At 71.7% G+C, this 23,990-nt stretch carries 25 protein-coding genes and 1 pseudogene; 17 read left to right on the forward strand and 9 right to left on the reverse strand.

The features are described from left to right. The coding region (locus BHU15_RS20275; protein WP_069628513.1) for a glycoside hydrolase family 6 protein at window positions 1–845 on the reverse strand (845 nt) is incomplete at its 3' end. Between the two features lie 457 nt (window positions 846–1,302). After that, a pseudogene (locus BHU15_RS20280) lies at window positions 1,303–1,893 on the reverse strand (transposase); the annotation flags it as partial. Between the two features lie 68 nt (window positions 1,894–1,961). Between BHU15_RS20280 and BHU15_RS20285 the strand changes: the two are divergent. From BHU15_RS20285 to BHU15_RS20320, 7 genes are all read left to right on the forward strand, one after another. Beyond that, the gene (locus BHU15_RS20285) at window positions 1,962–2,168 is read left to right on the forward strand and encodes a hypothetical protein (protein ID WP_107422885.1); all 207 of its coding nucleotides are present in this window, start codon (window positions 1,962–1,964) and stop codon (window positions 2,166–2,168) included. A gap of 948 nt (window positions 2,169–3,116) precedes the next feature. Continuing rightward, the gene (gene dhaK, locus BHU15_RS20295; RefSeq protein ID WP_069628497.1) at window positions 3,117–4,109 is read left to right on the forward strand and encodes a dihydroxyacetone kinase subunit DhaK; all 993 of its coding nucleotides are present in this window, start codon (window positions 3,117–3,119) and stop codon (window positions 4,107–4,109) included. 73 nt (window positions 4,110–4,182) lie between these two features. Continuing rightward, on the forward strand, window positions 4,183–4,812 hold the full coding sequence (gene dhaL, locus BHU15_RS20300) for a dihydroxyacetone kinase subunit DhaL (protein WP_069628515.1): 630 nt from the start codon (window positions 4,183–4,185) through the stop codon (window positions 4,810–4,812). Next, window positions 4,809–5,219, forward strand: a complete 411-nt coding sequence (locus BHU15_RS20305; RefSeq protein WP_069628498.1) for a PTS-dependent dihydroxyacetone kinase phosphotransferase subunit DhaM — start codon at window positions 4,809–4,811, stop codon at window positions 5,217–5,219. The genes dhaL and BHU15_RS20305 overlap by 4 nt, the downstream gene beginning before the upstream one ends. A gap of 126 nt (window positions 5,220–5,345) precedes the next feature. Further along, complete coding sequence (locus BHU15_RS20310; RefSeq protein WP_069628499.1) at window positions 5,346–7,385, forward strand: NADPH-dependent 2,4-dienoyl-CoA reductase; 2,040 nt, start codon at window positions 5,346–5,348, stop codon at window positions 7,383–7,385. 39 nt (window positions 7,386–7,424) lie between these two features. Then, entirely contained in the window at window positions 7,425–8,018 is a 594-nt protein-coding gene (locus BHU15_RS20315) for a PadR family transcriptional regulator (protein ID WP_069628500.1), read from the forward strand. A 144-nt stretch (window positions 8,019–8,162) separates the two neighbouring features. Further along, window positions 8,163–8,618: a tellurite resistance TerB family protein gene (locus tag BHU15_RS20320; protein ID WP_023543539.1), complete on the forward strand. Its 456-nt coding sequence runs from the start codon at window positions 8,163–8,165 to the stop codon at window positions 8,616–8,618. 79 nt (window positions 8,619–8,697) lie between these two features. On the opposite strand, the gene BHU15_RS20325 is transcribed toward BHU15_RS20320, so the two are convergent. Together BHU15_RS20325 and BHU15_RS20330 are read right to left on the reverse strand one after the other, a co-directional pair. Further along, the gene (locus tag BHU15_RS20325) at window positions 8,698–9,690 is read right to left on the reverse strand and encodes a M56 family metallopeptidase (protein WP_069628501.1); all 993 of its coding nucleotides are present in this window, start codon (window positions 9,688–9,690) and stop codon (window positions 8,698–8,700) included. A 4-nt stretch (window positions 9,691–9,694) separates the two neighbouring features. Next, the gene (locus BHU15_RS20330) at window positions 9,695–10,105 is read right to left on the reverse strand and encodes a BlaI/MecI/CopY family transcriptional regulator (RefSeq protein WP_255293157.1); all 411 of its coding nucleotides are present in this window, start codon (window positions 10,103–10,105) and stop codon (window positions 9,695–9,697) included. Window positions 10,106–10,254: 149 nt separating this feature from the next. Between BHU15_RS20330 and BHU15_RS20335 the strand changes: the two genes are divergently transcribed. Then, window positions 10,255–10,830 carry a TerD family protein gene (locus BHU15_RS20335; protein ID WP_023543536.1) on the forward strand — a complete coding sequence of 192 codons (576 nt, stop codon included), beginning with the start codon at window positions 10,255–10,257 and terminating at the stop codon, window positions 10,828–10,830. Between the two features lie 83 nt (window positions 10,831–10,913). On the opposite strand, the gene BHU15_RS20340 is transcribed toward BHU15_RS20335, so the two are convergent. From BHU15_RS20340 to BHU15_RS20350, 3 genes are all read right to left on the reverse strand, one after another. Next, window positions 10,914–12,191 (reverse strand): cation:proton antiporter, encoded by a 1,278-nt coding sequence (locus BHU15_RS20340; RefSeq protein ID WP_079128264.1) that lies wholly within the window; start codon window positions 12,189–12,191, stop codon window positions 10,914–10,916. Between the two features lie 6 nt (window positions 12,192–12,197). Beyond that, window positions 12,198–12,683 carry a cation:proton antiporter regulatory subunit gene (locus tag BHU15_RS20345; RefSeq protein WP_069628502.1) on the reverse strand — a complete coding sequence of 162 codons (486 nt, stop codon included), beginning with the start codon at window positions 12,681–12,683 and terminating at the stop codon, window positions 12,198–12,200. A 356-nt stretch (window positions 12,684–13,039) separates the two neighbouring features. After that, on the reverse strand, window positions 13,040–13,330 hold the full coding sequence (locus BHU15_RS20350; RefSeq protein ID WP_069628503.1) for a DUF3040 domain-containing protein: 291 nt from the start codon (window positions 13,328–13,330) through the stop codon (window positions 13,040–13,042). A 233-nt stretch (window positions 13,331–13,563) separates the two neighbouring features. On the opposite strand from BHU15_RS20350, the gene BHU15_RS20355 reads away from it, so the two are divergent. The 4 genes from BHU15_RS20355 to BHU15_RS20370 all read left to right on the forward strand — a co-directional run bounded on the left by BHU15_RS20355 (window position 13,564) and on the right by BHU15_RS20370 (window position 17,117). After that, window positions 13,564–14,547, forward strand: a complete 984-nt coding sequence (locus tag BHU15_RS20355) for a HAMP domain-containing sensor histidine kinase (protein WP_023543532.1) — start codon at window positions 13,564–13,566, stop codon at window positions 14,545–14,547. A gap of 5 nt (window positions 14,548–14,552) precedes the next feature. Continuing rightward, window positions 14,553–15,230 (forward strand): response regulator, encoded by a 678-nt coding sequence (locus BHU15_RS20360; RefSeq protein ID WP_069628504.1) that lies wholly within the window; start codon window positions 14,553–14,555, stop codon window positions 15,228–15,230. An 87-nt stretch (window positions 15,231–15,317) separates the two neighbouring features. After that, window positions 15,318–16,178: an ABC transporter substrate-binding protein gene (locus BHU15_RS20365; protein ID WP_069628505.1), complete on the forward strand. Its 861-nt coding sequence runs from the start codon at window positions 15,318–15,320 to the stop codon at window positions 16,176–16,178. 45 nt (window positions 16,179–16,223) lie between these two features. After that, complete coding sequence (locus BHU15_RS20370) at window positions 16,224–17,117, forward strand: siderophore-interacting protein (RefSeq protein ID WP_069628506.1); 894 nt, start codon at window positions 16,224–16,226, stop codon at window positions 17,115–17,117. Between the two features lie 70 nt (window positions 17,118–17,187). Here BHU15_RS20370 and BHU15_RS20375 read toward each other — a convergent pair whose 3' ends face one another. Continuing rightward, the gene (locus tag BHU15_RS20375; protein WP_255293158.1) at window positions 17,188–18,858 is read right to left on the reverse strand and encodes an IclR family transcriptional regulator domain-containing protein; all 1,671 of its coding nucleotides are present in this window, start codon (window positions 18,856–18,858) and stop codon (window positions 17,188–17,190) included. Between the two features lie 172 nt (window positions 18,859–19,030). Here BHU15_RS20375 and BHU15_RS20380 point away from each other — a divergent pair, with 172 nt between their 5' ends. From BHU15_RS20380 to BHU15_RS20400, 5 genes are read left to right on the forward strand one after another with little or no spacing between them, the layout of a single operon-like run. Next, window positions 19,031–19,786: a CoA transferase subunit A gene (locus BHU15_RS20380; protein WP_069628507.1), complete on the forward strand. Its 756-nt coding sequence runs from the start codon at window positions 19,031–19,033 to the stop codon at window positions 19,784–19,786. Beyond that, the gene (locus BHU15_RS20385; protein ID WP_069628508.1) at window positions 19,786–20,418 is read left to right on the forward strand and encodes a 3-oxoacid CoA-transferase subunit B; all 633 of its coding nucleotides are present in this window, start codon (window positions 19,786–19,788) and stop codon (window positions 20,416–20,418) included. Before BHU15_RS20380 ends, BHU15_RS20385 begins: the two co-directional genes overlap by 1 nt. A 5-nt stretch (window positions 20,419–20,423) precedes the next feature. After that, window positions 20,424–21,197, forward strand: coding sequence for a protocatechuate 3,4-dioxygenase subunit beta (gene pcaH, locus BHU15_RS20390; RefSeq protein ID WP_218028069.1), 774 nt, complete (start codon window positions 20,424–20,426; stop codon window positions 21,195–21,197). Then, window positions 21,197–21,769, forward strand: coding sequence for a protocatechuate 3,4-dioxygenase subunit alpha (pcaG, locus tag BHU15_RS20395; RefSeq protein WP_069628510.1), 573 nt, complete (start codon window positions 21,197–21,199; stop codon window positions 21,767–21,769). The genes pcaH and pcaG overlap by 1 nt, the downstream gene beginning before the upstream one ends. Next, a complete protein-coding gene (locus tag BHU15_RS20400) occupies window positions 21,769–22,953 on the forward strand; it encodes a 4-hydroxybenzoate 3-monooxygenase (protein ID WP_069628511.1) in 1,185 nt (394 codons plus the stop codon). The genes pcaG and BHU15_RS20400 overlap by 1 nt, the downstream gene beginning before the upstream one ends. A 9-nt stretch (window positions 22,954–22,962) precedes the next feature. On the opposite strand, the gene BHU15_RS20405 is transcribed toward BHU15_RS20400, so the two are convergent. Beyond that, window positions 22,963–23,832, reverse strand: an 870-nt coding sequence (locus BHU15_RS20405; protein ID WP_255293159.1) for an MFS transporter, incomplete at its 5' end; no start/stop codon positions are given. Between the last annotated feature and the right edge of the window lie 158 nt (window positions 23,833–23,990).

Below are 23,990 nucleotides of genomic sequence, written 5' to 3' on the forward strand. Positions count from 1 at the left end.
CCCGTCTGGCTGACGGCCCCGGTCCTGCGGCCGGCGGGGTTGCACCACTCGCCGTTGGAATCGTTGCCGTTGCGGCTGGTGTCGATGACGAAAGGCTTCGTGTAACCGTAGGACGCCGACAGCGCCGAGTTGATGGCGTTGCCGTAGCCGATGTTGCGGTCGTTGCCGTAGTAGTTCGAGATGTTCGACGCGAAGCCGTGCGCCTGTCGGGCCCCGGCGCCGTCGAGATGCCGAGCCATGGTGCCCGCGTCGATCCAGGCGGGGTTTCCGGCATCCAGGTAGGTCCACGTGTTGGGCGCGTGCGCGGAGAACTGCGCCAGGGCGTCTCTGAGCATGGCGTTGCGCTCATCGATCTGCTGCTGGGACATACAGCTGAAATCACCGAGGGAGTCCGGCTCGATCACCACCAGCGCCGGTCGCCCGGCGACGGCCGAGGCGAAGGCGGATATCCAGGTGCGGTAGGCCGCCGGAGAACCCGCCCCGCCGCCGGAGTGGCCGCCACAGGCGTCGCGGCCGGGGATGTTGTAGGCGATCAGGACGGGAAGCTTGTCGGCGGCGTCCGCGGCTCCCACGTAGGAGCCCACCGCGGCCCCGATGTCGCCGCTCCAGGAGCCGAACCAGCGGGCCATGGGGCGCGAGGCGATGTTGTCCCGGATCGCCTGGGCCCGTCCGTCGCCGGGGTTCGCCGCGACCCAAGCGGCCGGAGTCGAGTTCGGGTCCGTGTAGAACCCGCTGGTCATGCCGATCGGATCGGCCAGGACTCCGGCGTCGGCCTGCCCGCTGCCGAGGGGCAGCAGCAGACACGCGAATGCCGACGTGACGAGCGTACGCATCATCTTTCTCATGAGTGCAGGACCCTTCCTGGGAGCGCTCCCACATCGGCGGTGGCTCAGCTGCGAGGGAGGCGCGGGTGGGGGTGGGGGGCGAGCAGCGGTCCCCCTTGGGGGCTCTCTCCGAGAACTGCCGCTGTCAGACGAGACAGTGACAGGGGGTCAGCCCGCTGTCAATGAGCTCGGCGACGGCCGACGGGCGAGGCACTTTCGGCGAACGCGGTCGGGGTACTGCTGGAGTTGGTATCGGTGGTGGCTCACCCCAATGCCGCCCGGTCGACGCATAGGTCACACGTCGAAGGAATGCTGCTACTACCGCTTCGCGGAGTGGGTGCACTACGCCTGCAAGACGACACCCCTGGTACCGGGCCCGGGTGTCGATGCCTCCTGGTTCTCTACAACCAGCCAACCCAAGAGCTGTCCCGCAAATGACCTCCTAGCATGGTGGGCTGTGGCACAGCTCGCCGGTCTATTCGGTCTGGCCGCGCTCGTGGCGGTGTGGGATGGCGAGTCCGGTGCCTGGGTAGCCGCCGTCGGCGATCGTGAGGGTCTTGACGACGGCGGCCTTGGCGCCGGATTCCTCCCACGCCTTGCGGTCGTTGCGGTTCCCAGAGAGAGGCCGGGCGACCAGGACGACCAGGCGGGTGTCGGCGTCCATGACGACCTGGTGGTTGGTGGAGTACCGGTAGTTCTTCGAGCGCTCGGCGTTGGTGTGGGCGCGGGTAGGGACCAGGGTGCCGTCCACGATGAGCACGGTGTCCTTGGCGAACCGCTTGCCGGGCTGAAGAGCGAACAGCGGCCCGAGGTGGTCGATGATGCGGTCCGCGGCCGACTTGGACGCCCCGAACGGCGGGGCGAGCTGCCGCATCGTCAGGTTCGTGCGCCAGTACGCCGCGACCGGCAGAGTCCGGTCCTCCAGCGGAAGGCTCCACGGCCGGCCCCTGCGGACCGCGTCCGCACCCTCGCGCCGCAGAATCGTCACCGGCTTCCCGAAAGTGCGCGAGCTGAGCCCGGTGAACGGAGCTGTCCAGGACGGCTCGGACGCCGTGATCACACCAGTCACACCAAGGTCATCTCAGCCGACCTATCATTCGATCCAAGGACGAGCAGCAGTCGAGGGGGCCGACAGAGGTGGCCGCAGCACGCCTGGCAGCAGCAGTGCTGGTCACATGGGCCGCACTGATCGCGCTCCTACTCGCGCCGTCGCCCCTGCCAGAGCAGTGGCGCTACTACATCTACTCTCCAGCGAGCGTGGGCCTGTGGCTGCTGGCCATGCTCGTCGCGCCCGTCGTGGTCTGTACCGTCAAATGGCCATGGATCAAGTCGGGCGGCAGTTGAGCCCCCCACTTGCATACGAGCCCGCGGACTACCCCGTAGCGCCTGGTCATCAATTGCGGGACAGCCCTTAGAGCACGGTCACCGTCGAGGCTCCGTCTAGCTTCGCCCCCTCCCGAACTGATGATGCCTGTCCCCACCGGTTCATCGACGGCGCCAGCGACATCGTCCTGGGCTACGAGCCCCAACTGAGCGCCCAGACAGCCCGCGGAATGCACGCACGGGAGAGATTCCGGCGCCGCGGCGGTATTCAGTCGGTCTGGGACTTCGCCGACCCCGACCACGCAGGCGTCGGCACCGTCCCTTACCCCCGCACGCCCAACCTGCCGGCCTCCGTCATCCGCGTGCAGAAGAACCCCATCGCGGTCCGGGACGGCAACTTCGTCCTGGAGGAGGGCCAGTGCGGCCAGAACGGCGCGCTCACCCGGTGCCCGGAGAGGCCCTACGACCCGGAGAGGCAGGTCAGCAGGCAAAGGTCCCTCATCGTTGCAGGCCACCGCGCCGGCTGGTCTCTTCCGCGACATCCGGTCAGCCGGGATCGGCAGCTCTGCCCTCCAGCGTCAACCGGCTTTGCCAGCCTGTCGGTAATTGCCACCTCGTCAGGACGCCCGCACCACACATAATGCGCACACACAAAACCCCAGGTCAGGAGGGCTTTGCGAGGGGCTCAAGGATCGCCACGCACTCCACGTGGTGCGTCATCGGAATCAAGTTGATTGGACGGGCGGTGGTCGCGCCCTTCGCCACCCGCCAACCACCGACAACGGGCACAGGACAGGAACCATCTCCTACGGACCGCCCGACGCCCAGCGCGCCAGACTTCACGATCGCGCCTGCCTCTTCGATACTGAGTCCGCCGGGCGCGGGTAAGGACCAGGCCGACGCGGAGCCTGACCACCCGTCAGGAGGTCAGCTCAGGAGCCTGGCTGGTAACCATTCGAGGAGGACCCGTTGAGAATGCTGATCAATGTCCCGGAGACCGTGGTCGCCGACGCGCTGCGTGGGATGGCCGCCGCGCATCCCGAGCTGTCCGTGGATGTGGACAACCGTGTGGTCGTACGCCGTGACGCTCCCGTCGCGGGAAAGGTGGGGCTCGTCTCGGGCGGCGGTTCCGGGCATGAGCCGCTGCACGGCGGGTTCGTCGGGCCCGGGATGCTCTCCGCCGCCTGTCCGGGTGAGGTCTTCACCAGCCCGGTGCCCGATCAGATGGTGCGGGCCGCCACCGCCGTCGACAGCGGGGCGGGGGTGCTGTTCATCGTCAAGAACTACACCGGGGACGTCCTCAACTTCGACATGGCGGCCGAGCTGGCCGAGGACGAGGGCGTCCGCGTCGCCAAGGTGCTGGTCAACGACGACGTCGCCGTGACGGACAGTCTGTTCACGGCGGGCCGGCGCGGGACGGGTGCCACGCTCTTCGTCGAGAAGATCGCCGGCGCCGCCGCCGAGGAGGGCGCGCCGCTGGAGCGGGTCGAGGCGATCGGACGGCAGGTGAACGAGAGCGCGCGCAGCTTCGGTGTCGCCCTCAGCGCGGTGACCACGCCGTCCAAGGGCAGCCCGACCTTCGATCTGCCGGACGGTGAGCTGGAGCTGGGCATCGGGATCCACGGCGAGCCGGGGCGTGAGCGGCGCGCCATGATGACCGCGCGCGAGATCGCGGACTTCGCCGTCGACGCGGTGCTGGAGGACCTGCGCCCGTCGGGTCCGGTGCTCGCGCTGGTCAACGGCATGGGCGCGACGCCGCTGCTGGAGCTGTACGGGTTCAACGCCGAGGTGCAGCGGGTGCTTGCCGAGCGGGGTGTCGCGGTGGCCCGTACGCTCGTCGGGAACTATGTGACTTCGCTCGACATGGCCGGGTGTTCGGTGACGCTCTGTCAGGTCGACGAGGATCTGCTGCGGCTCTGGGACGCGCCGGTACAGACCCCCGCACTGCGTTGGGGCCGCTGACCCGGCAGGCCCGCAGACCCGTACGCCCGACGCTCTTCGAGGAGACCTTGTGTCCGACCAGGATTCCGAGCCGGTGCTCGACGTCGATTTCTTCCGCCGCTGGATCGGCACGGCGGCTGCCTCCGTGGAACGGGAGGCGGACCGTCTCACCGAGCTCGACTCGGCGATCGGCGACGCCGACCACGGCAGCAATCTCCAGCGCGGCTTCCGGGCCGTGACCGCGGAGCTGGAGAAGGCGGCGCCAGAGACGCCCGGCGCCGTACTGATCCTCGCGGGGCGGCAGTTGATCTCGACCGTGGGCGGGGCCTCGGGGCCGCTGTACGGGACGCTGCTGCGGCGTACGGGCAAGGCGCTCGGCGATTCCGCCGAGGTCACGCCCGCGCGACTGGCCGAGGCCCTGGGCGAAGGGGTCGCCGCCGTCGCGCAACTGGGCGGCGCGAAGGCCGGGGACAAGACGATGATCGACGCGCTGGAGCCGGCGGTGGCGGCGCTCGGTACCTCGTACGCCGCTGCCGCCGCCGCTGCCGAGGAGGGCGCGGTGGCGACGGTGCCGCTCCAGGCGCGCAAGGGCCGGGCCAGTTATCTCGGTGAGCGGAGCATCGGACATCAGGACCCGGGGGCCACGTCGTCGGCCCTCCTGATCGCGGCTCTGGCGGAAACGGCGGGCGAAGGCAGCGCCGACGCGGAATCGGCGGGCGCGTGAGTACCGAGACGCCGGTCGGCATCGTGCTCGTGTCGCACAGCCGGGCGGTCGCGGAGGCCGTCGCCGAACTGGCCGTGGGGCTGGCGGGCGGTGGCACGACCGCCCCGGTCGCCGCCGCCGGCGGCACTCCGGACGGCGGGCTCGGCACCAGCTCCGAGCTGATCGCGGGGGCCGCCGCCGAGGTGGACCGGGGCGCGGGGGTCGCCGTCCTGGTGGATCTCGGCAGCGCCGTACTGACCGTCAAGTCGCTGCTGGCCGAAGGTGACGAACTGCCTGAGGGTGCACGGCTGTTGGACGCGCCCTTCGTGGAGGGCGCGGTCGCGGCCGTGGTCTCGGCGTCGGCGGGCGCGGATCTGGACGCGGTGGAGGCCGCGGCGGTGGAGGCGTACAGCTACCGCAAGGTCTGACGACGGCTTCGCGCCCCGAGCCGGGTCAAGCGTGGAGAGAGACGGGCCACACTTTGTGCACCTGGTTGCACAAAGTGTCCCGCCGGGGTTACTACTGGTGGGTAGCCACCGCGCGAGGAGCCCCCCATGAGCCCGTCCCCGAGCCCGTACCCCAACCTCTTCAGCCCGCTCGACCTGGGCTTCGTCACCCTGCCCAACCGGGTGCTGATGGGCTCGATGCACGTCGGCCTCGAAGAGGCCGAGAACGGCTTCGCCCGGATGGCCGCCTTCTACGCCGCCCGCGCACGCGGCGGCGTCGGTCTGATCGTGACCGGCGGCATCGCGCCCAACGACCGGGGGCGGCCGTACGAGGGCGGCGCCCGGCTCACGACCGAGGCGGAGGCCGAGGGGCACCGGCAGGTGACCTCGGCGGTGCACGCCGCCGGCGGCCGGATCGCGATGCAGATCCTGCACTTCGGGCGCTACGCCTACCACCCGGACCTGGTGGCACCGAGCGCGCTCCAGGCCCCGATCAGCCCCCATGTCCCGCACGCCCTCACCGACGACGAGGTGGAGGAGACGGTCGAGGACTTCGTACGGGCGGCGGAGCTGGCGCGGCTGGCGGGCTACGACGGCGTCGAGGTCATGGGCTCCGAGGGCTATCTCATCAACGAGTTCATCGCCGCGCGCACCAATCGGCGCGAGGACCGGTGGGGTGGCGACTACGAGAACCGCGTCCGCTTCCCGCTGGAGATCGTCCGCCGGATCCGGGAGCGCGTGGGCCCCGACTTCATCCTCATCTACCGGCTGTCGATGCTCGACCTGGTGCCGGGCGGCTCCTCGCTCGCCGAGGTCGTCACGCTGGCCCGGAAGATCGAGGCGGCGGGCGCGACACTGATCAACACCGGGATCGGCTGGCACGAGGCGCGGATCCCGACGATCGCCGCGTCCGTGCCGCGCGGCGCGTACACCTGGGTGACCAAGGCGCTGATGGGCTCGGTCTCCGTACCGCTGATCACCGGCAACCGCGTCAACACCCCTGAGGTGGCTGAGGAGTTGCTGGCCGACGGGCGCGCCGACATGGTCTCCCTGGCCCGTCCCTTCCTCGCCGATCCCGACTTCGTCGCGAAGTCGCGGACCGGGGAGGCCGACACGATCAACACCTGTATCGGCTGCAACCAGGCATGTCTGGACCACACGTTCAGCGGCAGGATCACCTCCTGCCTGGTCAATCCGCGTGCCTGCCACGAGACCGAGCTGGTCCTCTCCCCCACCCGGCGCGCCAAGCGGATAGCCGTCGTCGGCGCCGGACCCGCGGGTCTCGCGTGCGCGGTGTCCGCCGCCGAACGCGGGCACCACATCACGCTGTTCGACGCGGCGGCCGAGATCGGCGGGCAGCTCGACGTCGCGAGAAGGATCCCCGGCAAGGAGGAGTTCGGCGAGACGCTGCGCTACTTCCGTGGCCGGCTGGCGCGGCTCGGCGTGGACGTACGGCTCAACACCCATGTCACGGTGGACGAGTTGGCGGGCGAGGCGGCCGGGTACGACGAGATCGTCGTGGCGACCGGCGTCACCCCGCGTACGCCGGACATCCCCGGCATCGACCACGCCCGCGTGGTCAGCTACCTCGACGTCCTGCGCGGCGGCGCCGCCGTCGGTGAGCGCGTGGCGATCATCGGCGCGGGCGGCATCGGTTTCGACGTGGCCGAATTCCTCACCGACGGCGGCGAGTCGGCGAGTCTGGACGCGGACGCCTACTTCCGGCAGTGGGGGGTCGACACCGGCTACCGCTCCCCCGGCGGCCTGCGGGAGCCCGTACGGCCCAAGCCGCCGAGGACGGTCCATCTGATCCAGCGCAAGACGGGGAAGGTCGGCGCGGGACTTGGCAGAACCACCGGGTGGATCCACCGCACCGAGCTGCGCCACCGGGGAGTCACCACCGTCGCGGGCGCCGTCTACGACCGTATCGACGACGAGGGCCTGCATCTCACCGTCGACGGCGCCCGCACCGTCCTGCCGGTGGACACCGTCGTCCTGTGCGCGGGTCAGGAGCCACGGCGCGAGCTGTACGACGCGCTGCGCGCGGCCGGGGCCCGCGCGCATCTGATCGGCGGCGCGGACGTCGCCGCCGAACTCGACGCCAAGCGCGCGATCGACCAGGGGACGCGGCTCGCCGCCGTCATCTGAGCGGCGGTTGACCGAAAGCCGAACTTTTAGGATGCGGTCATGTCCCTCCCCCACGCCATCCTCACCGCCCTCCTCGAAAGACCTTCGTCGGGTCTGGAACTCGCCCGTCGCTTCGACCGCTCGATCGGCTACTTCTGGTCGGCGACGCATCAGCAGATCTACCGGGAGCTGGGGAGGCTGGAGCGGTCGGGATGCATCCGCGCCCTGGCGTCGCAGCGGCCGGCCCGGGGGCGCAAGAAGGAGTACGAGGTGCTGCCGGCCGGTCGTGCGGAGCTGACCGGGTGGGTGTCGGGCAGGGAGGATCCGAAGCCTGTCCGGGACGCGCTGCTGCTGAGGATGCGGGCGGCGGCGGTGGTCGGCACCGACGGACTGCCCGACGAGCTGCGCCGCCATCTCGCGCTCCATGAGCGGCAGTTGGCCGACTACGCGGACATCGAGGCACGGGACTTCTCCGGCAGGCCCGGAACGGCGGCCGAGACGACGCCCGAGCGGACGGAGGCGCCGACAGAGGCGGACCGGCTGCGGCATCTGGTGCTGCGCGCCGGGATGGATCTGGAGCGGCTGTGGGTCGACTGGCTCACCGAGGCGCTCCGCGAGATCAGCGCCGCACCGGCCGGGCCCGACGGCGCGTAGGGCGCACCGCCGCGCCGGGGGCACATCGCCGGGAGCACGGACGGTACTTGGGAGACCTGATAACTTCTACATCACTGTAGAAACAGCGACTGTCCGTGCCACCCCTTCCCCCGGTACGGGCAGCCCGAGACATACGGAGCACTCATGGCCCTGTGGGATCGCATCAAGGAATCCGCCCAGACGATGCAGACCCAGCTGGAGGCGAAGAAGAACGACCTCAAGAGCGGTTCGTTCCGGGACGCCAGCATGGCGATGTGCGCACTGGTCGCGGCGGCCGACGGTTCCATCGACCACGCCGAGCGCCAGCGCGTCACGCAGCTGATCACGACCAACGAGGTACTGCGGAACTTCCCGCCCGCCGATCTGCAGAAGCGCTTCGACGACTACCTGAACCAGCTCCTCGCCGACCCGGCGCTCGCCAAGGTCAACGTGCTCCAGGAAGTCGCCAAGGCGAAGAAGAAGCCGACCGAGGCGCGTGCCGTCATCCAGATCGGCATCGTCATCGGCGGCGCCGACGGCAACTTCGACGCGCAGGAGCGGGCCGTCGTACGCGAGGCGTGCTTCGCGCTCGATCTCCAGCCGCAGGAGTTCGACGTCTAGTACGGACAGGACGCACAGGACGAGCCCCGCGAGGCCCGTCGTCGCCGGCCGGGCCGCCAGTGCGGCCCGGCCGACGCTGTCACAGCGGGCCCGCCTCCAGGACCAGGAACAGCGTGAGCGTCGCGTTCGCCGAGGAGAGCGCCGATCCGAGCGTCCCGGCCGCGGCGGCCCAGGCCGCCAGCCCCACCGCGGTGAACACCGGCGGCCAGCTGACGGGCGACGGAGCCGGCGCCAGCAGCGCGGCCACCCGGCGCGGCACGGGTCCCGGCGCGGCGAAGCCCGCCAGCGTCGGAGTGGGCGTGCCACGCGAGACGAGCGCCGCCTTGCCGATGGCGCGCGCCACCACCCGCCGCTCGCCCGTCACCCGGGCCGCCTCCTCGTCCGCCCACCGCTCCGCCGTGTACGCGACGGCCGACCGCAACGGCATCAGCAACGGGTTGGCCCGCGCCGCGAAGCGGACAGCGAGCAGATAGCGGTGATGGCGTCCGGCGAGATGGGCCCGTTCGTGGGCGACGAGCGCCGCGCGTTCCCCGGCGTCCAGACACGCGAGCATGGCCGTCGAGACGACGATCCGGCCCCCCGGGCCGACCGGGCTCGTCATGAGAGACAGGACCCACCCCAGGAGCCCCCGGGAGGCCCGGCTCCGTACGCCCGGCAGCGCGTACGCGTACGCGGCCTCGTCCGGCAGTACGGCGAGCTCGCCGCCCGGCACCCCGGCCAGCGCGAGCTCCGCCTGGCGGCGCACCCGGCGGTGTCTGCGCACGGCCGTCGACCACGAGACGGCCACGGCGAGCAGCGCGATCACCGCGCCCTTGCCCGCCGTCTCCTCGTACGGCGCGGTGGTACGGGCCTCCCGGTCGGCCCAGGCGTCGGGCAGCGGATGGCCGGGCAGCTGCACCGTACCGACGACCACCAGCAGTCCCAGGCACACCGTGCTGCACGCCGCGAGTACGGCGGCCAGCGCCGACAGCAGCCGGGTGGCGACGCGGGGATGGAGATGCCGCTCGGCGAGGCGCGCGATCGGCAGCGCGGTCAGGGGCAGCAGCAGCGGCAGCAGGACGAACACTCCCATCCGGTCAGTCCTCCGCCCCGTCCTCGGGCAGACCGAGGAGGTCACGCAGCAACTGCTCGTCGTCCGGCGAGAGGGTGGTGACGAAGCGCGCCAGTACGGCCTCGCGGTCCGACTCGGCGTCCAGCACCCGGCGCATCCGCAGGGCCGCGAGCCCCGCCTCGTCGGAGGTCGCGCACCATTCGAAGAACCGGCCCACCCGCTCACGGGTGACCGCCCGTTTCGCCTGGAGCCTGGTCAGGATGGTCATGACCGTGGTGTACGCGAGGTCCCCGCCGAGCCGGTCGAGCACCCAGCCCGCGTTGACCGGTCCGGGCGCCTGCCGCAGTACGGCGAGCACCTGGGCCTCCAGCTCACCCTGGCCGCGCCGGCGCGGGCGCCCGTCCGGGCCGCCGTCTCCACCGATCTGTTCTCTCACACCGTCTCCCTCCGTTCCGGGCGTGCGGTCGGGGTCCATCCGGCGCACCTACGGCGTGGCTCCGGCGTGGCAGCTCCGCCGCTCCGCACACACTTCTACAGTGTTGTAGATTTTTGTAACGGTCACCAGCTCAACTCAGGAGGAGCAGCGTGGGAGTTTCCCTGTCCAAAGGCGGCAATGTCTCGCTCACCAAGGAGGCGCCGGGCCTGACAGCCGTCCTGGTCGGTCTCGGGTGGGACGTCCGCACGACGACCGGTACCGACTACGACCTGGACGCCAGCGCCCTGCTGGTCAACGAGGCCGGCAAGGTCGGCACCGACAAGAACTTCGTGTTCTACAACAACCTCAAGAGCCCCGACGGTTCGGTCGAGCACACCGGTGACAACCTGACCGGTGAGGGCGAGGGTGACGACGAGGTCGTCAAGGTGAACCTGGCGGCCGTACCCGCCGAGATCACCAAGATCGTCTTCCCGGTGTCCATCCATGACGCCGAGTCCCGCGGCCACAGCTTCGGCCAGGTCCGTAACGCGTTCATCCGCGTGGTGAACCAGGACGGCGGCGCCGAGCTCGCGCGCTACGACCTCAGCGAGGACGCGGCGACCGAGACCGCGATGGTCTTCGGCGAGCTGTACCGCAACGGCGCCGAGTGGAAGTTCCGCGCCGTCGGCCAGGGTTACGCGAGTGGCCTGTCCGGCATCGCCGCCGACTTCGGTGTCGGGGTCTGACGACTCGTACCGCGTCGGCTGGACCCGAAGGGGCGTGGAGCGCGTGACGCGCGCTCCACGCCCCTTCGGCGCGGTTCCGGACCTCAGCCGTGCGAGGGAGCCGTGTCGGGCGCCCCTGGCATGACAGATGTCTCCGTGCCCGTGCCCGACTCCTCGGCGCCGGACTCCTCGGCACCGGACTTCTCGGTGACCGGCGGCGCCTTCGGCGGCTGCTTCGGGGTGAAGCGCCGGGCCAGCGGTTCGGTCCAACGGGCCGCCAGCGGCCCGAGGATGACCAGGATCAGCACGTACGCGGTGGCCAGCGGCCCGATGCGGGGCTCCACACCGACGGCCAGACCCGCGATGACGATGGAGAACTCGCCGCGCGCGACGAGGGTGCCGCCCGTCCGCCAGCGGCCCGCCGTCTTGACGCCCGCTCTGCGCGCCGCGTACCAGCCCGTGGCGATCTTCGTCAGCGCGGTGACGACGGCCAGGATCAGCGCGGGCACAAGCACCGGCGGGATGGCGGCCGGATCGGTGTTCAGACCGAAGAACACGAAGAAGACGGCGGCGAAGAGGTCACGCAGCGGCGCGAGCAGGTTGTGGGCGCCTTCGGCCACTTCCCCGGAGAGCGCGATGCCGACGAGGAACGCGCCGACGGCGGCGGAGACTTGGAGTTCCTGGGCGACGCCCGCGACGAGCACGGTCAGTCCGAGGACGACCAGGAGCAGCATCTCCGGATTGTCGGAGGAGACCGCGCGGCTGATGAGGCGGCCGTGGCGCAGCGCGACGTACAGCACGACACCCACGCTGCCGAGCGAGATGAGCAGCGTGAGGCTGCCGCCCGCCAGGCTCAGCCCGGCCAACAGCGCGGTGAGCAGCGGCAGATAGACGGCCATGGCGAGGTCTTCGATGACCAGGACGCCGAGGATGACGGGGGTCTCGCGGTTGCCGAGTCTGCCGAGGTCGCCGAGCACCTTGGCGATGACGCCGGACGACGAGATCCAGGTGACGCCGGCGAGCGCGACGGCGGCGACCGGGCCCCAGCCGAGTACGAGCGCGGCGACGGCGCCGGGAGTCGCGTTCAGTACGAAGTCGACGATGCCGGAGGGGTATTGGGTCTTGAGGTTGGTGACGAGTTCGGAGGCGCTGTACTCCAGCCCGAGCAGGAGGAGGAGCAGGATGACACCGATCTCGGCGCCCGTGGCGATGAACTCCTCACTGGCCGCCATGGGGAGCAGGCCGCCGTGGCCGAAGGCGAGTCCCGCCAGGAGGTAGAGCGGGATGGGCGAGAAGCCCACCCTCCCGGCGAGCCGGCCGAGCAGGCCCAGGCCGAGGATGACGGCCCCGAGTTCGATGAGCAGCGCGGTCGTGTCGTGCACGGGCGATTATCCTCCGGTGATCAGTTCTGCGACGGCGTCCACGCCTTCCCTGGTGCCGACGACGACGAGCGTGTCCCCCAGTGCGAAGCGGAAGTCCGGGGTGGGCGAGGGGACGGCGTCGGTACGGCGCAGGACGGCGACGATGGACGCGCCGGTGCGGGCACGGGCCTGGGTGGAGCCGAGCGTGCGTCCCGCGAAGGGGGAGCGTTTGGTGATCGGGATGTGTTCCGTGACGAGGTCGATCTCCAGGTGCTGGTGCAGATGTCCGACCGGGTCCGGCATCAGGAGTTTGGAGAGCGCCGTCGCCTCGTGCGGGGCGAGCGGGGTGGAGTCCTTGCAGGCGTCGTCGTCCTCGACGTCGTGGAAGGCGACGATGCGGCGCCCGTCCTGGTGCACCACGACGGAGATATGACGGCCGGAGTCGGTGTTGAGGTCGTAGCGGGTACCGACCCCGGGCAGGGCGGTCTTGCTGACGTGAGCGGTGTGCTCCATAGGAAGTCGCTCCAGGCGGGCATGCGGGCATGCGTTGGCGGTGGGTGGGCCGCGAGGCCCCTGGCCGGGGGAATTCTCCACCATCCGGCACGACGGGGGCCCGTCAGTCGCCGGCGGCCGGCCGGGACAAGACAGGTTCTAAGGGGGTACGGGTGCGCTCGTCCATGAGTCGCCCCTCCGCCTCGACCACCGATCGGCAATGAGCGGCCCAGCGCTCAACCGCGCGACGGCAACTCGTTGACCATTTTAACGTAAAGGAAAATGGGTCGATTGCGGTGATTCGCGGTGGTATTGACGAGTGTACGGAGGGCGTTCAGGCGCCAGGTCCGTACGGGGGCGTTCGAGCGCCAGCTCCGTCAGGAGGGCGGCGGAGTGCCGCGCCGGATGTGCTCCCGGTTCGGGTCGAAGAGATGCCCGGCCGCGCCGGACACCACGAGGCCGCCCGCCAGCAGAAGTCCGTGTCCCAGCACGATGCCCGCCCCGAGCAGCGCGAGCCCGACGGCGAGGGTCAGCCACGCGGCGCCGCGCCGGTACTCACGGGGGCGGCAGGGGCGGCCTTCCACGAAGGCGGCGGTGAAGCGCGGGTCGTCGTCCCGCAGCCGGTCGGCGAGGTCGTCGAGAAGCCGGTCCTCGTCGGGGGCCTTCATGGAACCTCCTTCTCCGACTCCGCCGGGCGCGGGCCCCACCGGGTGGACCCGCCGGATCGTCTGTGTCCACGATCACCCGTCGCGCACCACCGCGACCATCGGTGCCGGCACCCATATCCGGGGGTGTGGGACATGTATCCGGCGTCGCGGGACATGCGGACGCCCGGGGGTGGCGGGGAGTCGTGGCGCGTACCGGCGATAGTGGGAGGACCACCCCGAGGAGGCCGTACTCCGTGTCCCTGTTCTGGCGCATCTTCCTGCTCAACGCCGCCGTGCTGTTCGCGGCGACCGCGCTGCTGCTGCTCGGCCCCGTCACCGTCTCCACGCCGGTCCTGCTGACCGAGGCGATGATCATGGCCGCCGGTCTGGCCGCCATGCTGGTCGCGAACGCCGCGCTGCTGCGGGTCGGACTCGGCCCGCTGCAACGGCTCACCCGTGCGATGACCACCACCGACCTGCTGCGTCCGGGCCCCCGGCCGGTCGTCTCGGGACACGGGGAGATCGCCGAACTGATCAGGACGTTCAACACGATGCTGGACCGGCTGGAGGCCGAACGCGCGGCCAGCAGCGCTCTCGCGCTCTCCGCGCAGGAGGCCGAACGCCGCCGGATCGCCCAGGAGTTGCACGACGAGATCGGCCAGACGCTGACCGCCGTACTGCTCGAACTGCGGCGCGTCGCCGACCGGGTGCCGGAGCCGCTGCGCGACGAACTGCTCCAGGTGCAGGAGACCACCCGGGACAGCCTGGACGAGATCCGCCGCATCGCCCGCCGGCTCCGCCCCGGCGTGCTGGAGGAGCTGGGGCTGATCAGCGCGCTCAAGGCGCTGACGAACGAGACCACCACCCACACCGAACTCGCCCTCAGGCGCAGCTTCGACACCGATCTCCCGCCGCTGGACGAGGAGGTCGAGCTGGTCCTCTACCGGGTCGCCCAGGAAGGACTCACCAACATCGTCCGGCACGCGCGCGCCCAGCAGGTCGGGGTGGCGCTGCACCACGGAGCGCTCGGGGTCGAACTGCTGGTCAGGGACGACGGACGCGGAATCGGTACGGCGCCGGAGGGCGCGGGCATCCGGGGCATGCGCGAGCGCGCGCTGCTGATCGGCGCCGAGGTGTCGGTGGGCGACGTGCCGGGCGGTGGTACGGAGGTACGCCTGCACGTCCCCGCCGGACGCGTCGCACCGGCCGCCGGACACCTCACGAACGGGAGCCACTGACCGCCATGACCGACCCCAACTCCCCTCCCGCGTCCGGTCCTACCCGGATCCTCCTCGCCGACGACCACGCCCTCGTCCGGCGCGGGGTGCGGCTGATCCTCGACGGCGAGCCGGACCTGACGGTGGTCGCGGAGGCGGGCGACGGCGCCGAGGCCATCGAGCTGGCCCGCGAACACCGCCCCGATCTGGCCATTCTCGACATCGCGATGCCGAGGCTCACCGGCCTCCAGGCGGCGCGTGAACTCTCCAGGCTGCTCCCGGACACGCGCATCCTGATCCTGACGATGTACGACAACGAGCAGTACTTCTTCGAGGCGCTGAAGTGCGGCGCGAGCGGCTATGTGCTCAAGTCGGTCGCGGACCGGGACCTGTTGGAGGCGTGCCGGGCCGCGATGCGCGACGAGCCGTTCCTCTATCCGGGCGCCGTCACCGCGCTCATCCGCAACTACCTCGACCGGGTGCGGCAGGGCGACAGCGTCCCGGAGAAGGCCGTGACCGTACGGGAGGAGGAGATCCTCAAGCTCGTCGCCGAGGGCCACTCGTCGAAGGAGATCGCCGACCTGCTGGTCATCAGCGCCAAGACGGTCGAGCGCCATCGCGCCAATCTGCTCCAGAAGCTGGGGCTCAAGGACCGGGTGGAGTTGACTCGATACGCCATCAGGGCCGGTCTCATCGAGCCCTGACCGGCGTACGGTTGGACGTTCCGGCGCCGGCCGCCGGGCAGGGTCACACTCAGAAACCGCACCACGAGAGCGGAACGAGGCGACGCCATGTCCCCGTACAGCAGCTGGGAGTTCACGGACGATCGCGGCCATCTCACCGTCGCGCCCCGCCGCCCGGACCGGGTGGTGGCCTACATACAGGCGGGCGCGACCCTGTGGGACCACGGCCTGCGTCCCCTGGGTGTCTTCGGCTCCCACCACGACGGCGACTCCCCCGACCCGGCGAAGGCCGGCGGGCTGCCGCTCGGCTCCACCAGGGATTTCGGCGCGGGAAGTTCGGTCGACCCGGACGCCGTCGCCGCCGCCGGACCGGACCTGCTGGTCGCCGTCAGCTACGGCGGCGGGCAGATCTACGGCATCGATCCGGAGGCGGCGAAACATCTGGAGGAGCAGGTGCCCGTGGTCGTCATCGACGTGGGCAAGGACCGGCCGCTGGAGGGGATCAGGGACCGGTTCACGGCGCTCGCCCGCTCGCTGGGCGCGCCGCGCGAGCCGGACGTACAGGACCTGGCGTGGGCGCGGGACCGGCTCCGTACGCTCACCGCGCGGCCCGCGGCGGCCCGGGTGCTCGCCCTGTCGGCCGCCGGGCCCGGCTCCGTACATCTGGCGCGGCCCGGCACCTGGCCCGACCTGCGGGCGCTGTCGGCGCTCGGCGTCGATCTGCTCGATCCCGGGCACGGGGCGGGCGGCAACTGGTGCACGACCGACTGGGCGCAGGCCCTCGCGCTGGATCCGGACGTCGTGCTCGGGGACGTACGGGCGAACGCGGCCACGCCGGACGCGCTGCGCGGCGACGGCCACTGGCGCGCCCTTCAGGAGCGGGTACGCACCGTGGCGTGGAATCCGGAGGCGCCGTGCAGTCACCGGGGGCACGCGCGTTTCGTGGACGCGGTGGCGGCGGCGCTGTAGGCGGCGTGTCGGTGGCGTGTCGGTGACGGCTGCGAACGTCACGGCATGACACGTCACACAGACACGCCCGCGGCCGCCTCCTTGCCGGTTCGCGTCGTCGAGGTCTCGGCGGTACGGCGGCTCTCGCCGCACATGGTCCGCGTCACCTTCGGCGGCCGGGCCCTGGCCGATTTCACGTACGACGGCCCCGACCAGCAGGTGAAGCTCTACTTCCCCCGGCCGGGGCAGACCGCCCCCGTACTGCCCGAGCCCGGCGCCGACGGGGACCCGATGCGCTGGTACGGGGCGTTCCAGGCGATCCCGGAGGACGAGCGGCCCTGGGCGCGCAGCTACACCGTCCGGGCGCACGACCCGGCCTCGGGCACGATCGACATCGACTTCGTCCTGCACGAGGGGGAGGGGCACGGACCCGCGACCCGGTGGGCGCGGTCGGCGAGGTCCGGCGATGTGCTCGGGATGTTCGGGCCGTCCGCGTACTTCGCGGAGCCCGTACCGCTCGGGACCGCCGACTGGATGCTGCTGGCCGGTGACGAGTCGGCGCTGCCGGCGATCGGCACGATCGTCGAGGCGCTGCCGGCGGGGGCGCGTGCGGTGGTGTACGTGGAGGTGTGGGACGCCGCGGAGGAGCAACGGTTCGATTCGGCGGGCGAGTTGACGGTGCACTGGCTGCACCGCGCCGCGTCGGCGGCCGGCGCCCCGCCGCTGGTGGACGCGGTGCGGGCGGCGGTGTTCCCGCCGGGCTCGGTGTTCGCCTGGCTCGGCGGCGAGGCGGGCGCGGTACGGGCGCTGCGCCGGCATCTGGTCGGCGAGCGGGGGCTCGACAGGCGCTCGGTCCACTTCACCGGCTACTGGCGGCGCAGCCTGACCCAGGACGACGCCCCGACGGAGACGGACCTCGCGGAGGCCAGGGAACGGCTGGCCGACCAGGACACCGCCTAGGGCGTGTCCGTAAAGTCCCGTCTGGCTCACGGCGTCTGGCACGCACGCTCTCCCCCGTNNCGGACACGCCCTAGGCCGGGATACGGGTGAAGCGGCCCGCGATGTGCAGGTCCGCCTCGATCGCGGCGGCCGTGGTGCGGAGTTCGGGCAGCACGTCGGTCAGGCACTCCTCGACCGTGCGTCGGCTGCTGTGCATCGCCACGTTGAGCGCCGCCACCGCGCGGCCGGTGCGGTCACGGACCGGGACCGCGAGGGAGCGCAGGCCCTCCTCCAACTCCTCGTCCACCAGCGCGTGGCCCTGCTCGGCCACCTGGTCGAGGAGTGCGGCGAGTTGGGCCGGGTCGGTCGTCGTGCGCGGGGTGAGGGGTTTCAGTTCGGTGGCCGGCAGGCGGTGCGCGGGCGGTCGGTCGGCGAGCAGGACCCGGCCCATCGAGGCGGCGTAGGCCGGGAATCTGGTGCCGAGGGAGATGTTGACGCTCATGATCCGGGTGGTGGACACGCGCGCCGTGTACTGGATGTCGTCGCCCACCAGGACCGCGAGGGACGCTGAGTCGTGGACCCGCTGCACCAGCGCCGCCAGGTGGGGGGTGGCGATCTCGGCCAGGGTCGTGCGGGAGAGCGAGGGGTAGCCGAGGGCGAGGACCCTCGGGGTGAGGCGGAAGGTACGCCCGGCCGAGGTGACGTGGCCGAGGTGCTCCAGGGTGATCAGGGCGCGGCGGGCGGTGGCACGGGCGAGTCCGGTCGCCTCGGCGACGGCGCTCAGCGTGAGTTCGGGCCGGTCCTCGCCGAAGGCCGTCACGACGGTGAGGCCACGGGCCAGGGATTCGACGAACCCGGCGCCGAGTTCCTGCTTCGTGGCGGAGGTCCAGTCGGCGAGGCCCGCCGCCGAAGGGCGGCCGGCAGCCGGTGGAGGCGGCTCCCGGAGTACCCGCTCCATGTCATCCGCCGCCTTCCGTACGCGCGGCAGCAGGGCCTTTCGCAGGGACGTCGCGCTGTGGCGGCTGGTGTGGCTCACGGCGCTCAGCGCGCAGGCGATCGTGCCGTCGGGGGCCCTTACCGGTACGGCGACGGCGACCAGGCCTGGCTCGATCAGCTGGTCGTCGACGCCCACGCCCCGCCCGCCTTCGTCGGCGACGCGGCCTGCGAGGTCGGGCACGTCGTCGGTCCGGGGCGGCGCCGCCGGGAAGCTCCTCCCCTCGAGGTCGGCCGCGCGGCGCGCGCGCCAGCGCGCCCAGTCCCGCTCGTCCCAGTCGGTGGCGAACAGCGGTCCGGGCGCGGTGCGTTCGGCGGGGAGCAGGTCGCCGATACGGAAGGTGAGGGACATCGTGCGGCGCCGGGTGCTCTGGTGGACGAAGCGGATCCCGTCGCCGTCGGGCACGGCCAGGGACACCGACTCGTCCAGTTCGTCGGCGAGTCGCTCGGCGAGCGGTCCGAGCAGGGCGGGCAGCCGCAGGGCCGCGAGATAGGCGTTGCCCAGCTCCATCAGACGCGGCGCGAGGGTGAGCCAGTGGCCGTCCACCCGGACGTACCCCATGCGGGCGAAGGTGGCCGCGATCCGGTCGACGGTGGAGCGGGCCAGGCCGGTGGAGCGGACCAGGTCGCTCAGGGGCACCCGGCCGCCCGCGTCGCCGGCCTCGCGCAGCACGGCGATGCCGCGCATCAGCGGGCCGACGGCCTCGGGCGGCGGACCGGGCGCCGCGGATCTCTCGTCCGGCAGATCGACGGGCATCGCTTCGGGCATCGGATCTCCTCGGGGCAGCGGTCCGGGACCTGGAAGCTTCCCGCAAAGCGTTGACACCCGTCGCCGGGGAACCGCACACTCAGGTCGAGCAGTGAATGAACTCTAGTTCATCTGGCGAACAAGTCAAAGCCGGACGCTTCCCGAGCCCCACCGCGCCCGGCAAGGAGTCCCCATGGACAAGGTCAGCCAGTCCGCCGCCGACGCGGTCGGCGACATCCCCGACGGCGCCTCGCTCGCCGTCGGCGGCTTCGGGCTCTGCGGCGTACCGAACGAGCTGATCGACGCCCTCCTTCGCCTCGGCTCCGGCGGTCTGAGCGTCGTGTCGAACAACTGCGGGCTGGACGGCGAAGGTCTCGGCAGGCTGCTCGCCGCCGGCCGGATCGCCCGGGTCACCGGGTCGTACATCGGCCGGAACAAGGAGTTCGCCCGCCGCTATCTGGGCGGCGAGGTCGAGGTGGAGCTGGTCCCGCAGGGCACGCTCGCCGAGCGGCTGCGGGCCGGTGGCTGCGGAATCCCCGCCTTCTACACGCCCGCCGGCGTCGGCACCCTCGTCGCCGACGGGGGGCTGCCCTGGCGGTACGGGCCTGACGGCGAGGTGGTGAAGGCGTCCCCCGCCAAGGAGAGCCGGTTCTTCGACGGCCGGGAGCACATCCTCGAGTTCGGCATCACGACGGACTTCGCGCTGGTACGGGCCGCTCGCGGCGACCGGCACGGCAATCTCGTCTTCCACCGGGCCGCCCGCAACTTCAACCCCCTTGCCGCGATGGCCGGTCGCGTGACCGTCGCCGAGGTGGAGGAGCTGGTCGAACCGGGCGAGCTGGATCCGGACACCGTGCATGTGCCCGGTGTCTTCGTACAGCGCGTGGTGGCGCTCGGCCCCGCCGAGGCCGCCGACAAGCGGATAGAGAACAGGACGGTACGCGGCTGATGGCCTGGTCACGCGGTGAGATGGCGGCCCGCGCGGCAGCCGAGCTGGCTCCGGGGACGTACGTCAATCTCGGTATCGGTCTGCCCACCCTGATCCCGGGCTTTCTGTCCGAGGACGCCGATGTGGTCCTGCATTCGGAGAACGGACTGCTCGGGGTCGGGCCCTATCCCACGGACGACGAGGTCGATCCCGATCTCATCAACGCGGGCAAGGAGACGGTGACCGTCCTGCCCGGGGCCGTGTTCTTCGATTCCGCGCTGTCCTTCGGGATGATCCGGGGCGGCCACATCGATGTCGCCGTCCTCGGTGCGATGCAGGTGTCGGCCGCCGGTGATCTCGCCAACTGGTCGGTGCCCGGACGGATGATCACCGGGATGGGCGGGGCGATGGATCTGGTGCACGGGGCCGGGCGGGTGATCGTCCTGACCGAGCACACCGCGAAGGACGGTTCGCCGAAGATCGTCGAGCGGTGCTCGCTGCCGCTCACCGGGCGGGCGTGTGTGCGGCGCGTCATCACGGATCTCGGGGTGCTCGACATCACGCCCGGCGGGCTGGTCCTGGTCGAGACCGCCGACGGGGTCACGGCCGACGAGATACGACGGCGGACCGGCGCCCCGGTCCGGGAGAGGTGAGTCGAGTGGCCCCCACCCAGGACGAGATCAGCGCGGAGATCGCCGCGGCGCGGGAGTCGACCGCGCGGGCCGTGGCGGCCGGAGGCGTGCCGCCGTCGCATCCCGGGCGTGACTATCCGCCGTATCGCAGCAGTGCCCTGCGTCATCCGCGTAAGCCGCTGCTGCGGGTCGGCGCCGACCCGGAGGCCGCCGAGTGGCACGGTCCGGTCTTCGGGGTCACCGACATCACCGCGCTGGACGCGGATCTGACCCGGCAGCACCAGGGCGAGCCGCTCGGCGAACGGATCACCGTCGCCGGGCGGGTGCTGGATCGCGGCGGGCGGCCGGTGCGCGGGCAGCTGGTGGAGGTGTGGCAGGCCAACGCCTCGGGCCGGTACGCGCATCAGCGCGATCAGCACCCGGCACCTCTCGACCCCCATTTCACGGGCGTGGGACGGTGCCTGACGGATGATCAGGGGGCGTACGCGTTCACCACGGTCAGGCCGGGCGCCTATCCGTGGCGCAACCACACCAACGCCTGGCGGCCCGCGCACATCCACTTCTCGCTGTTCGGGACGGCGTTCACGCAGCGTCTGGTGACCCAGATGTACTTCCCCGGCGACCCGCTCTTCCCGTACGACCCGATACTCCAGTCCGTCACCGACGCCGCGGCGCGGGCCCGTCTGGTGGCGGCGTACGACCACCGGCTCTCCACTCCGGAACGGTCGTTGGGGTACCGCTGGGACATCGTGCTCGACGGCCCCGCCGCCACGCTCCCGGATCCCGAGGAGGACCACTGATGCGCGCACCGACCCCCTCCCAGACGATCGGCCCGTTCTACGGATACGCCCTGCCCTTCCCCGGCGGCGGCGACGTCGCGCCCGTGGGGCATCCGGAGGCGATCACCGTGCGCGGACGCGTGTACGACGGTGCGGGCGAGCCCGTGCCGGACGCGCTCGTGGAGACCTGGCAGGCGGCGCCCGACGGGTCGCTCGCCGGGGAGCCCGGATCGCTTCGGCGCGACCCGGTGACCGGCGGCTTCCTCGGCCGCAACGGCGTCGACTTCACGGGATTCGCCCGGGTCGCCACCGACGCGGACGGGCAGTGGGTGGTGCGGACGCTGCCGCCACCGGCCGCGCTGCCCTATCTGTCGGTGTGTCTCTTCGCGCGCGGACTCACCCGTCACCTGTTCACGCGGGCGTACGTCGACGGGGGCGCCGCCGGGGACGCGGTGCTGTCCGCGCTACCGGAGGAGCGGCGGGGCACGCTCCTCGCGCGTACGGAGGGCCCGCGCGCGTACCGGTTCGACATCCGGCTCCAGGGACCGGGCGAGACGGTGTTCCTCGACTTCGGGACGGGGGGCGAGTCCTGATGCGTACGACCGTCGGCATCGTCGGGGGTGGACCCGCCGGGCTGCTGCTCGCCCGGCTGCTGCACAACGCGGGTGTCGCGAGCGTCGTCCTGGAGCGCCGCGACCGCGCGTACGTCGAGCGACGCCAGCGGGCCGGGATCCTGGAACAGGCCACGGTGGACGCGCTGCGCGCCGCCGGGGCGGGCGAGCGCATGGACCGCGAGGGAATGCCGCACGACGGGATCGAGCTGCGCTTCGGCCGGCGCGCCCACCGCATCGACTTCCCCGCGCTCACCGGCGGCCGACGAGTGACGGTGTACGCGCAGACGGAGGTGGTGAAGGATCTGATCGCGCTCCAACTGGCCGACGGCGGGCCGCTGTTGTTCGACGCGCAGGTGCTCGGTGTCGACGGCGCGGACACCTCGCGGCCCTCGGTCCGGTATCTGCGCGAGGGCCGCGAACAGACGCTGACCTGCTCGTACGTCATCGGGTGCGACGGTTTCCACGGGGTGGCGCGCGAGAGTGTCCCCGCATCGGTCCGGACGGACTTCACGCGCGCCTATCCCTACTCCTGGCTGGGCATCCTCGCCGAAGCACCCCCGGTCCACGACGAGTTGGTCTACGCCCACTCGCCACGCGGCTTCGCTCTCGCCAGCATGCGCTCGCCCTCGGTGAGCCGCCTCTATCTCCAGGTCCCCAACGGCACGGACACCGCCGACTGGCCCGCCGAACGGATCTGGGACGAGCTGGACGCCCGCTTCGCGATCGACGCCGATCCCGGCGGGCGGCTGGCGCGCGGGCCGGTGCTCTCCACGGCGGTCCTGCCGATGCGCAGCCATGTCACCGAACCCATGCGCTTCGGGCGGCTGTTCCTGGCGGGCGACGCCGCCCATATCGTTCCTCCGACCGGCGCGAAGGGTCTCAATCTGGCGGCGGCGGATGTCATCGTGCTGGCCCGCGCCCTGATCGAGCACACCAGGACCGGTTCCGAGGAACTGCTCGACGCCTATTCGGACACCTGTCTGCGCCGGGTCTGGCGGGCCGAGCACTTCTCGTACTTCATGACGACGACCCTGCACACCGACCCCGCGCAGTCCGCCTTCGACACCCGGTTGCAGCTCGCCCAGCTCGACCGCATCGCCTCGCCGAAGCACGCGGCGGCCGAACTGGCCGAGAACTACACGGGGTTGCCGCTTCCGCACTGACACGCGGGGTTACGCCGGGGACGGTTCCGGGAGAGGGGACCGCCGTCCCGTACGGGCCGCGAGCGGTACGAGGACGATGGCGAACGCGCCGAGCAGACCGGCCAGGGCGAAGGTGGTGAATCCCCAGCCCTCGTTCTGGTTCGCCACGAAGGCGCCGCCCAGCCAGGGCCCGAGCACCGCGCCGGTACGGCCGACTCCGGTGACCCAGCCGAGCCCGGCGGCCCGTTCTCCGGCCGGATAGACGGTGTTCGTGGCGGCGTACACCATGACCTGCGCGCTGAAGAGAAAGATCCCGGTGAGGGCAACCACGACGTAGGTGATGCCGAGCGGCAGATGCGACTTGAGCAGCAGCACCCCGATCGCGGTGAGTACGAACCAGATCGCCGACACCTTGACCGCGCCGAACCGGTCGGCGGTGCGGCCGGCGATGAGCATGCCGACGACGCCGCCCGCGTTGATGACCATGAGGAAGCTGACGGACGAGCTGAGTCCGTAGCCGGACGCGCGCATCATCTGTGGCAGCCAGGTGCTCACTCCGTACACCAGGAGCAGCCCGCAGAAGGAGGCGAGCCACAGGAGCGGGGTCGCCCAGCGCGACTCGGGGCGGAACAGCGCGAGCACTGCGGCGAAGCGGGCCTTGGCGCCGCCCTCGGGGGCCTCGGCGGCGGTGGGCCGGGGCAGCCCGTAGCGGTCGGCGACCTGGTGGGCCCGCGCGAGGTCGCCGCGCGCGAAGAGCACGCCCGGCGACTCGGGGAGCAGTTTGAGCAGCAGCGGTACGGCGATCACGACGGGCAGCACACCGGCCCAGAAGACCCAGCGCCAGCCGATCGACGGGGCCAGGGTCAGGCCGAGGCCCGTGGCGGCCATGCCGCCCGCGTGNNGCCGCCCGCGTGGTACGAGGTCATCAGGATGCCGGTGATCAGGGCGGCCCTGCGGGGCGGGGCGAACTCCATGACCATGGCCAGGCAGAGCGGCATCAGCCCGCCGAGGCCGAGGCCCGCGATGAAGCGGCCGGTGCCGAACAGGGCCGGGTCGCC

The sequence above is a fragment of the Streptomyces niveus genome (assembly GCF_001723055.1).
In the GTDB taxonomy this organism is placed as follows: Bacteria; Actinomycetota; Actinomycetes; order Streptomycetales; family Streptomycetaceae; genus Streptomyces; species Streptomyces niveus.

Coding starts and splice junctions, on each gene's coding strand:
- BHU15_RS20310 (WP_069628499.1), top strand. CDS start 5,346: ATGAGCCCGTCCCCGAGCCCGTACCCCAACCTCTTCAGCCCGCTCGAC.
- BHU15_RS20315 (WP_069628500.1), top strand. CDS start 7,425: ATGTCCCTCCCCCACGCCATCCTCACCGCCCTCCTCGAAAGACCTTCG.
- BHU15_RS20320 (WP_023543539.1), top strand. CDS start 8,163: ATGGCCCTGTGGGATCGCATCAAGGAATCCGCCCAGACGATGCAGACC.
- BHU15_RS20325 (WP_069628501.1), bottom strand. CDS start 9,690: ATGGGAGTGTTCGTCCTGCTGCCGCTGCTGCTGCCCCTGACCGCGCTG.
- BHU15_RS20345 (WP_069628502.1), bottom strand. CDS start 12,683: ATGGAGCACACCGCTCACGTCAGCAAGACCGCCCTGCCCGGGGTCGGT.
- BHU15_RS20350 (WP_069628503.1), bottom strand. CDS start 13,330: ATGAAGGCCCCCGACGAGGACCGGCTTCTCGACGACCTCGCCGACCGG.
- BHU15_RS20360 (WP_069628504.1), top strand. CDS start 14,553: ATGACCGACCCCAACTCCCCTCCCGCGTCCGGTCCTACCCGGATCCTC.
- BHU15_RS20365 (WP_069628505.1), top strand. CDS start 15,318: ATGTCCCCGTACAGCAGCTGGGAGTTCACGGACGATCGCGGCCATCTC.
- BHU15_RS20370 (WP_069628506.1), top strand. CDS start 16,224: ATGACACGTCACACAGACACGCCCGCGGCCGCCTCCTTGCCGGTTCGC.
- BHU15_RS20375 (WP_255293158.1), bottom strand. CDS start 18,858: ATGCCCGAAGCGATGCCCGTCGATCTGCCGGACGAGAGATCCGCGGCG.
- BHU15_RS20380 (WP_069628507.1), top strand. CDS start 19,031: ATGGACAAGGTCAGCCAGTCCGCCGCCGACGCGGTCGGCGACATCCCC.
- BHU15_RS20385 (WP_069628508.1), top strand. CDS start 19,786: ATGGCCTGGTCACGCGGTGAGATGGCGGCCCGCGCGGCAGCCGAGCTG.
- pcaG (WP_069628510.1), top strand. CDS start 21,197: ATGCGCGCACCGACCCCCTCCCAGACGATCGGCCCGTTCTACGGATAC.
- BHU15_RS20400 (WP_069628511.1), top strand. CDS start 21,769: ATGCGTACGACCGTCGGCATCGTCGGGGGTGGACCCGCCGGGCTGCTG.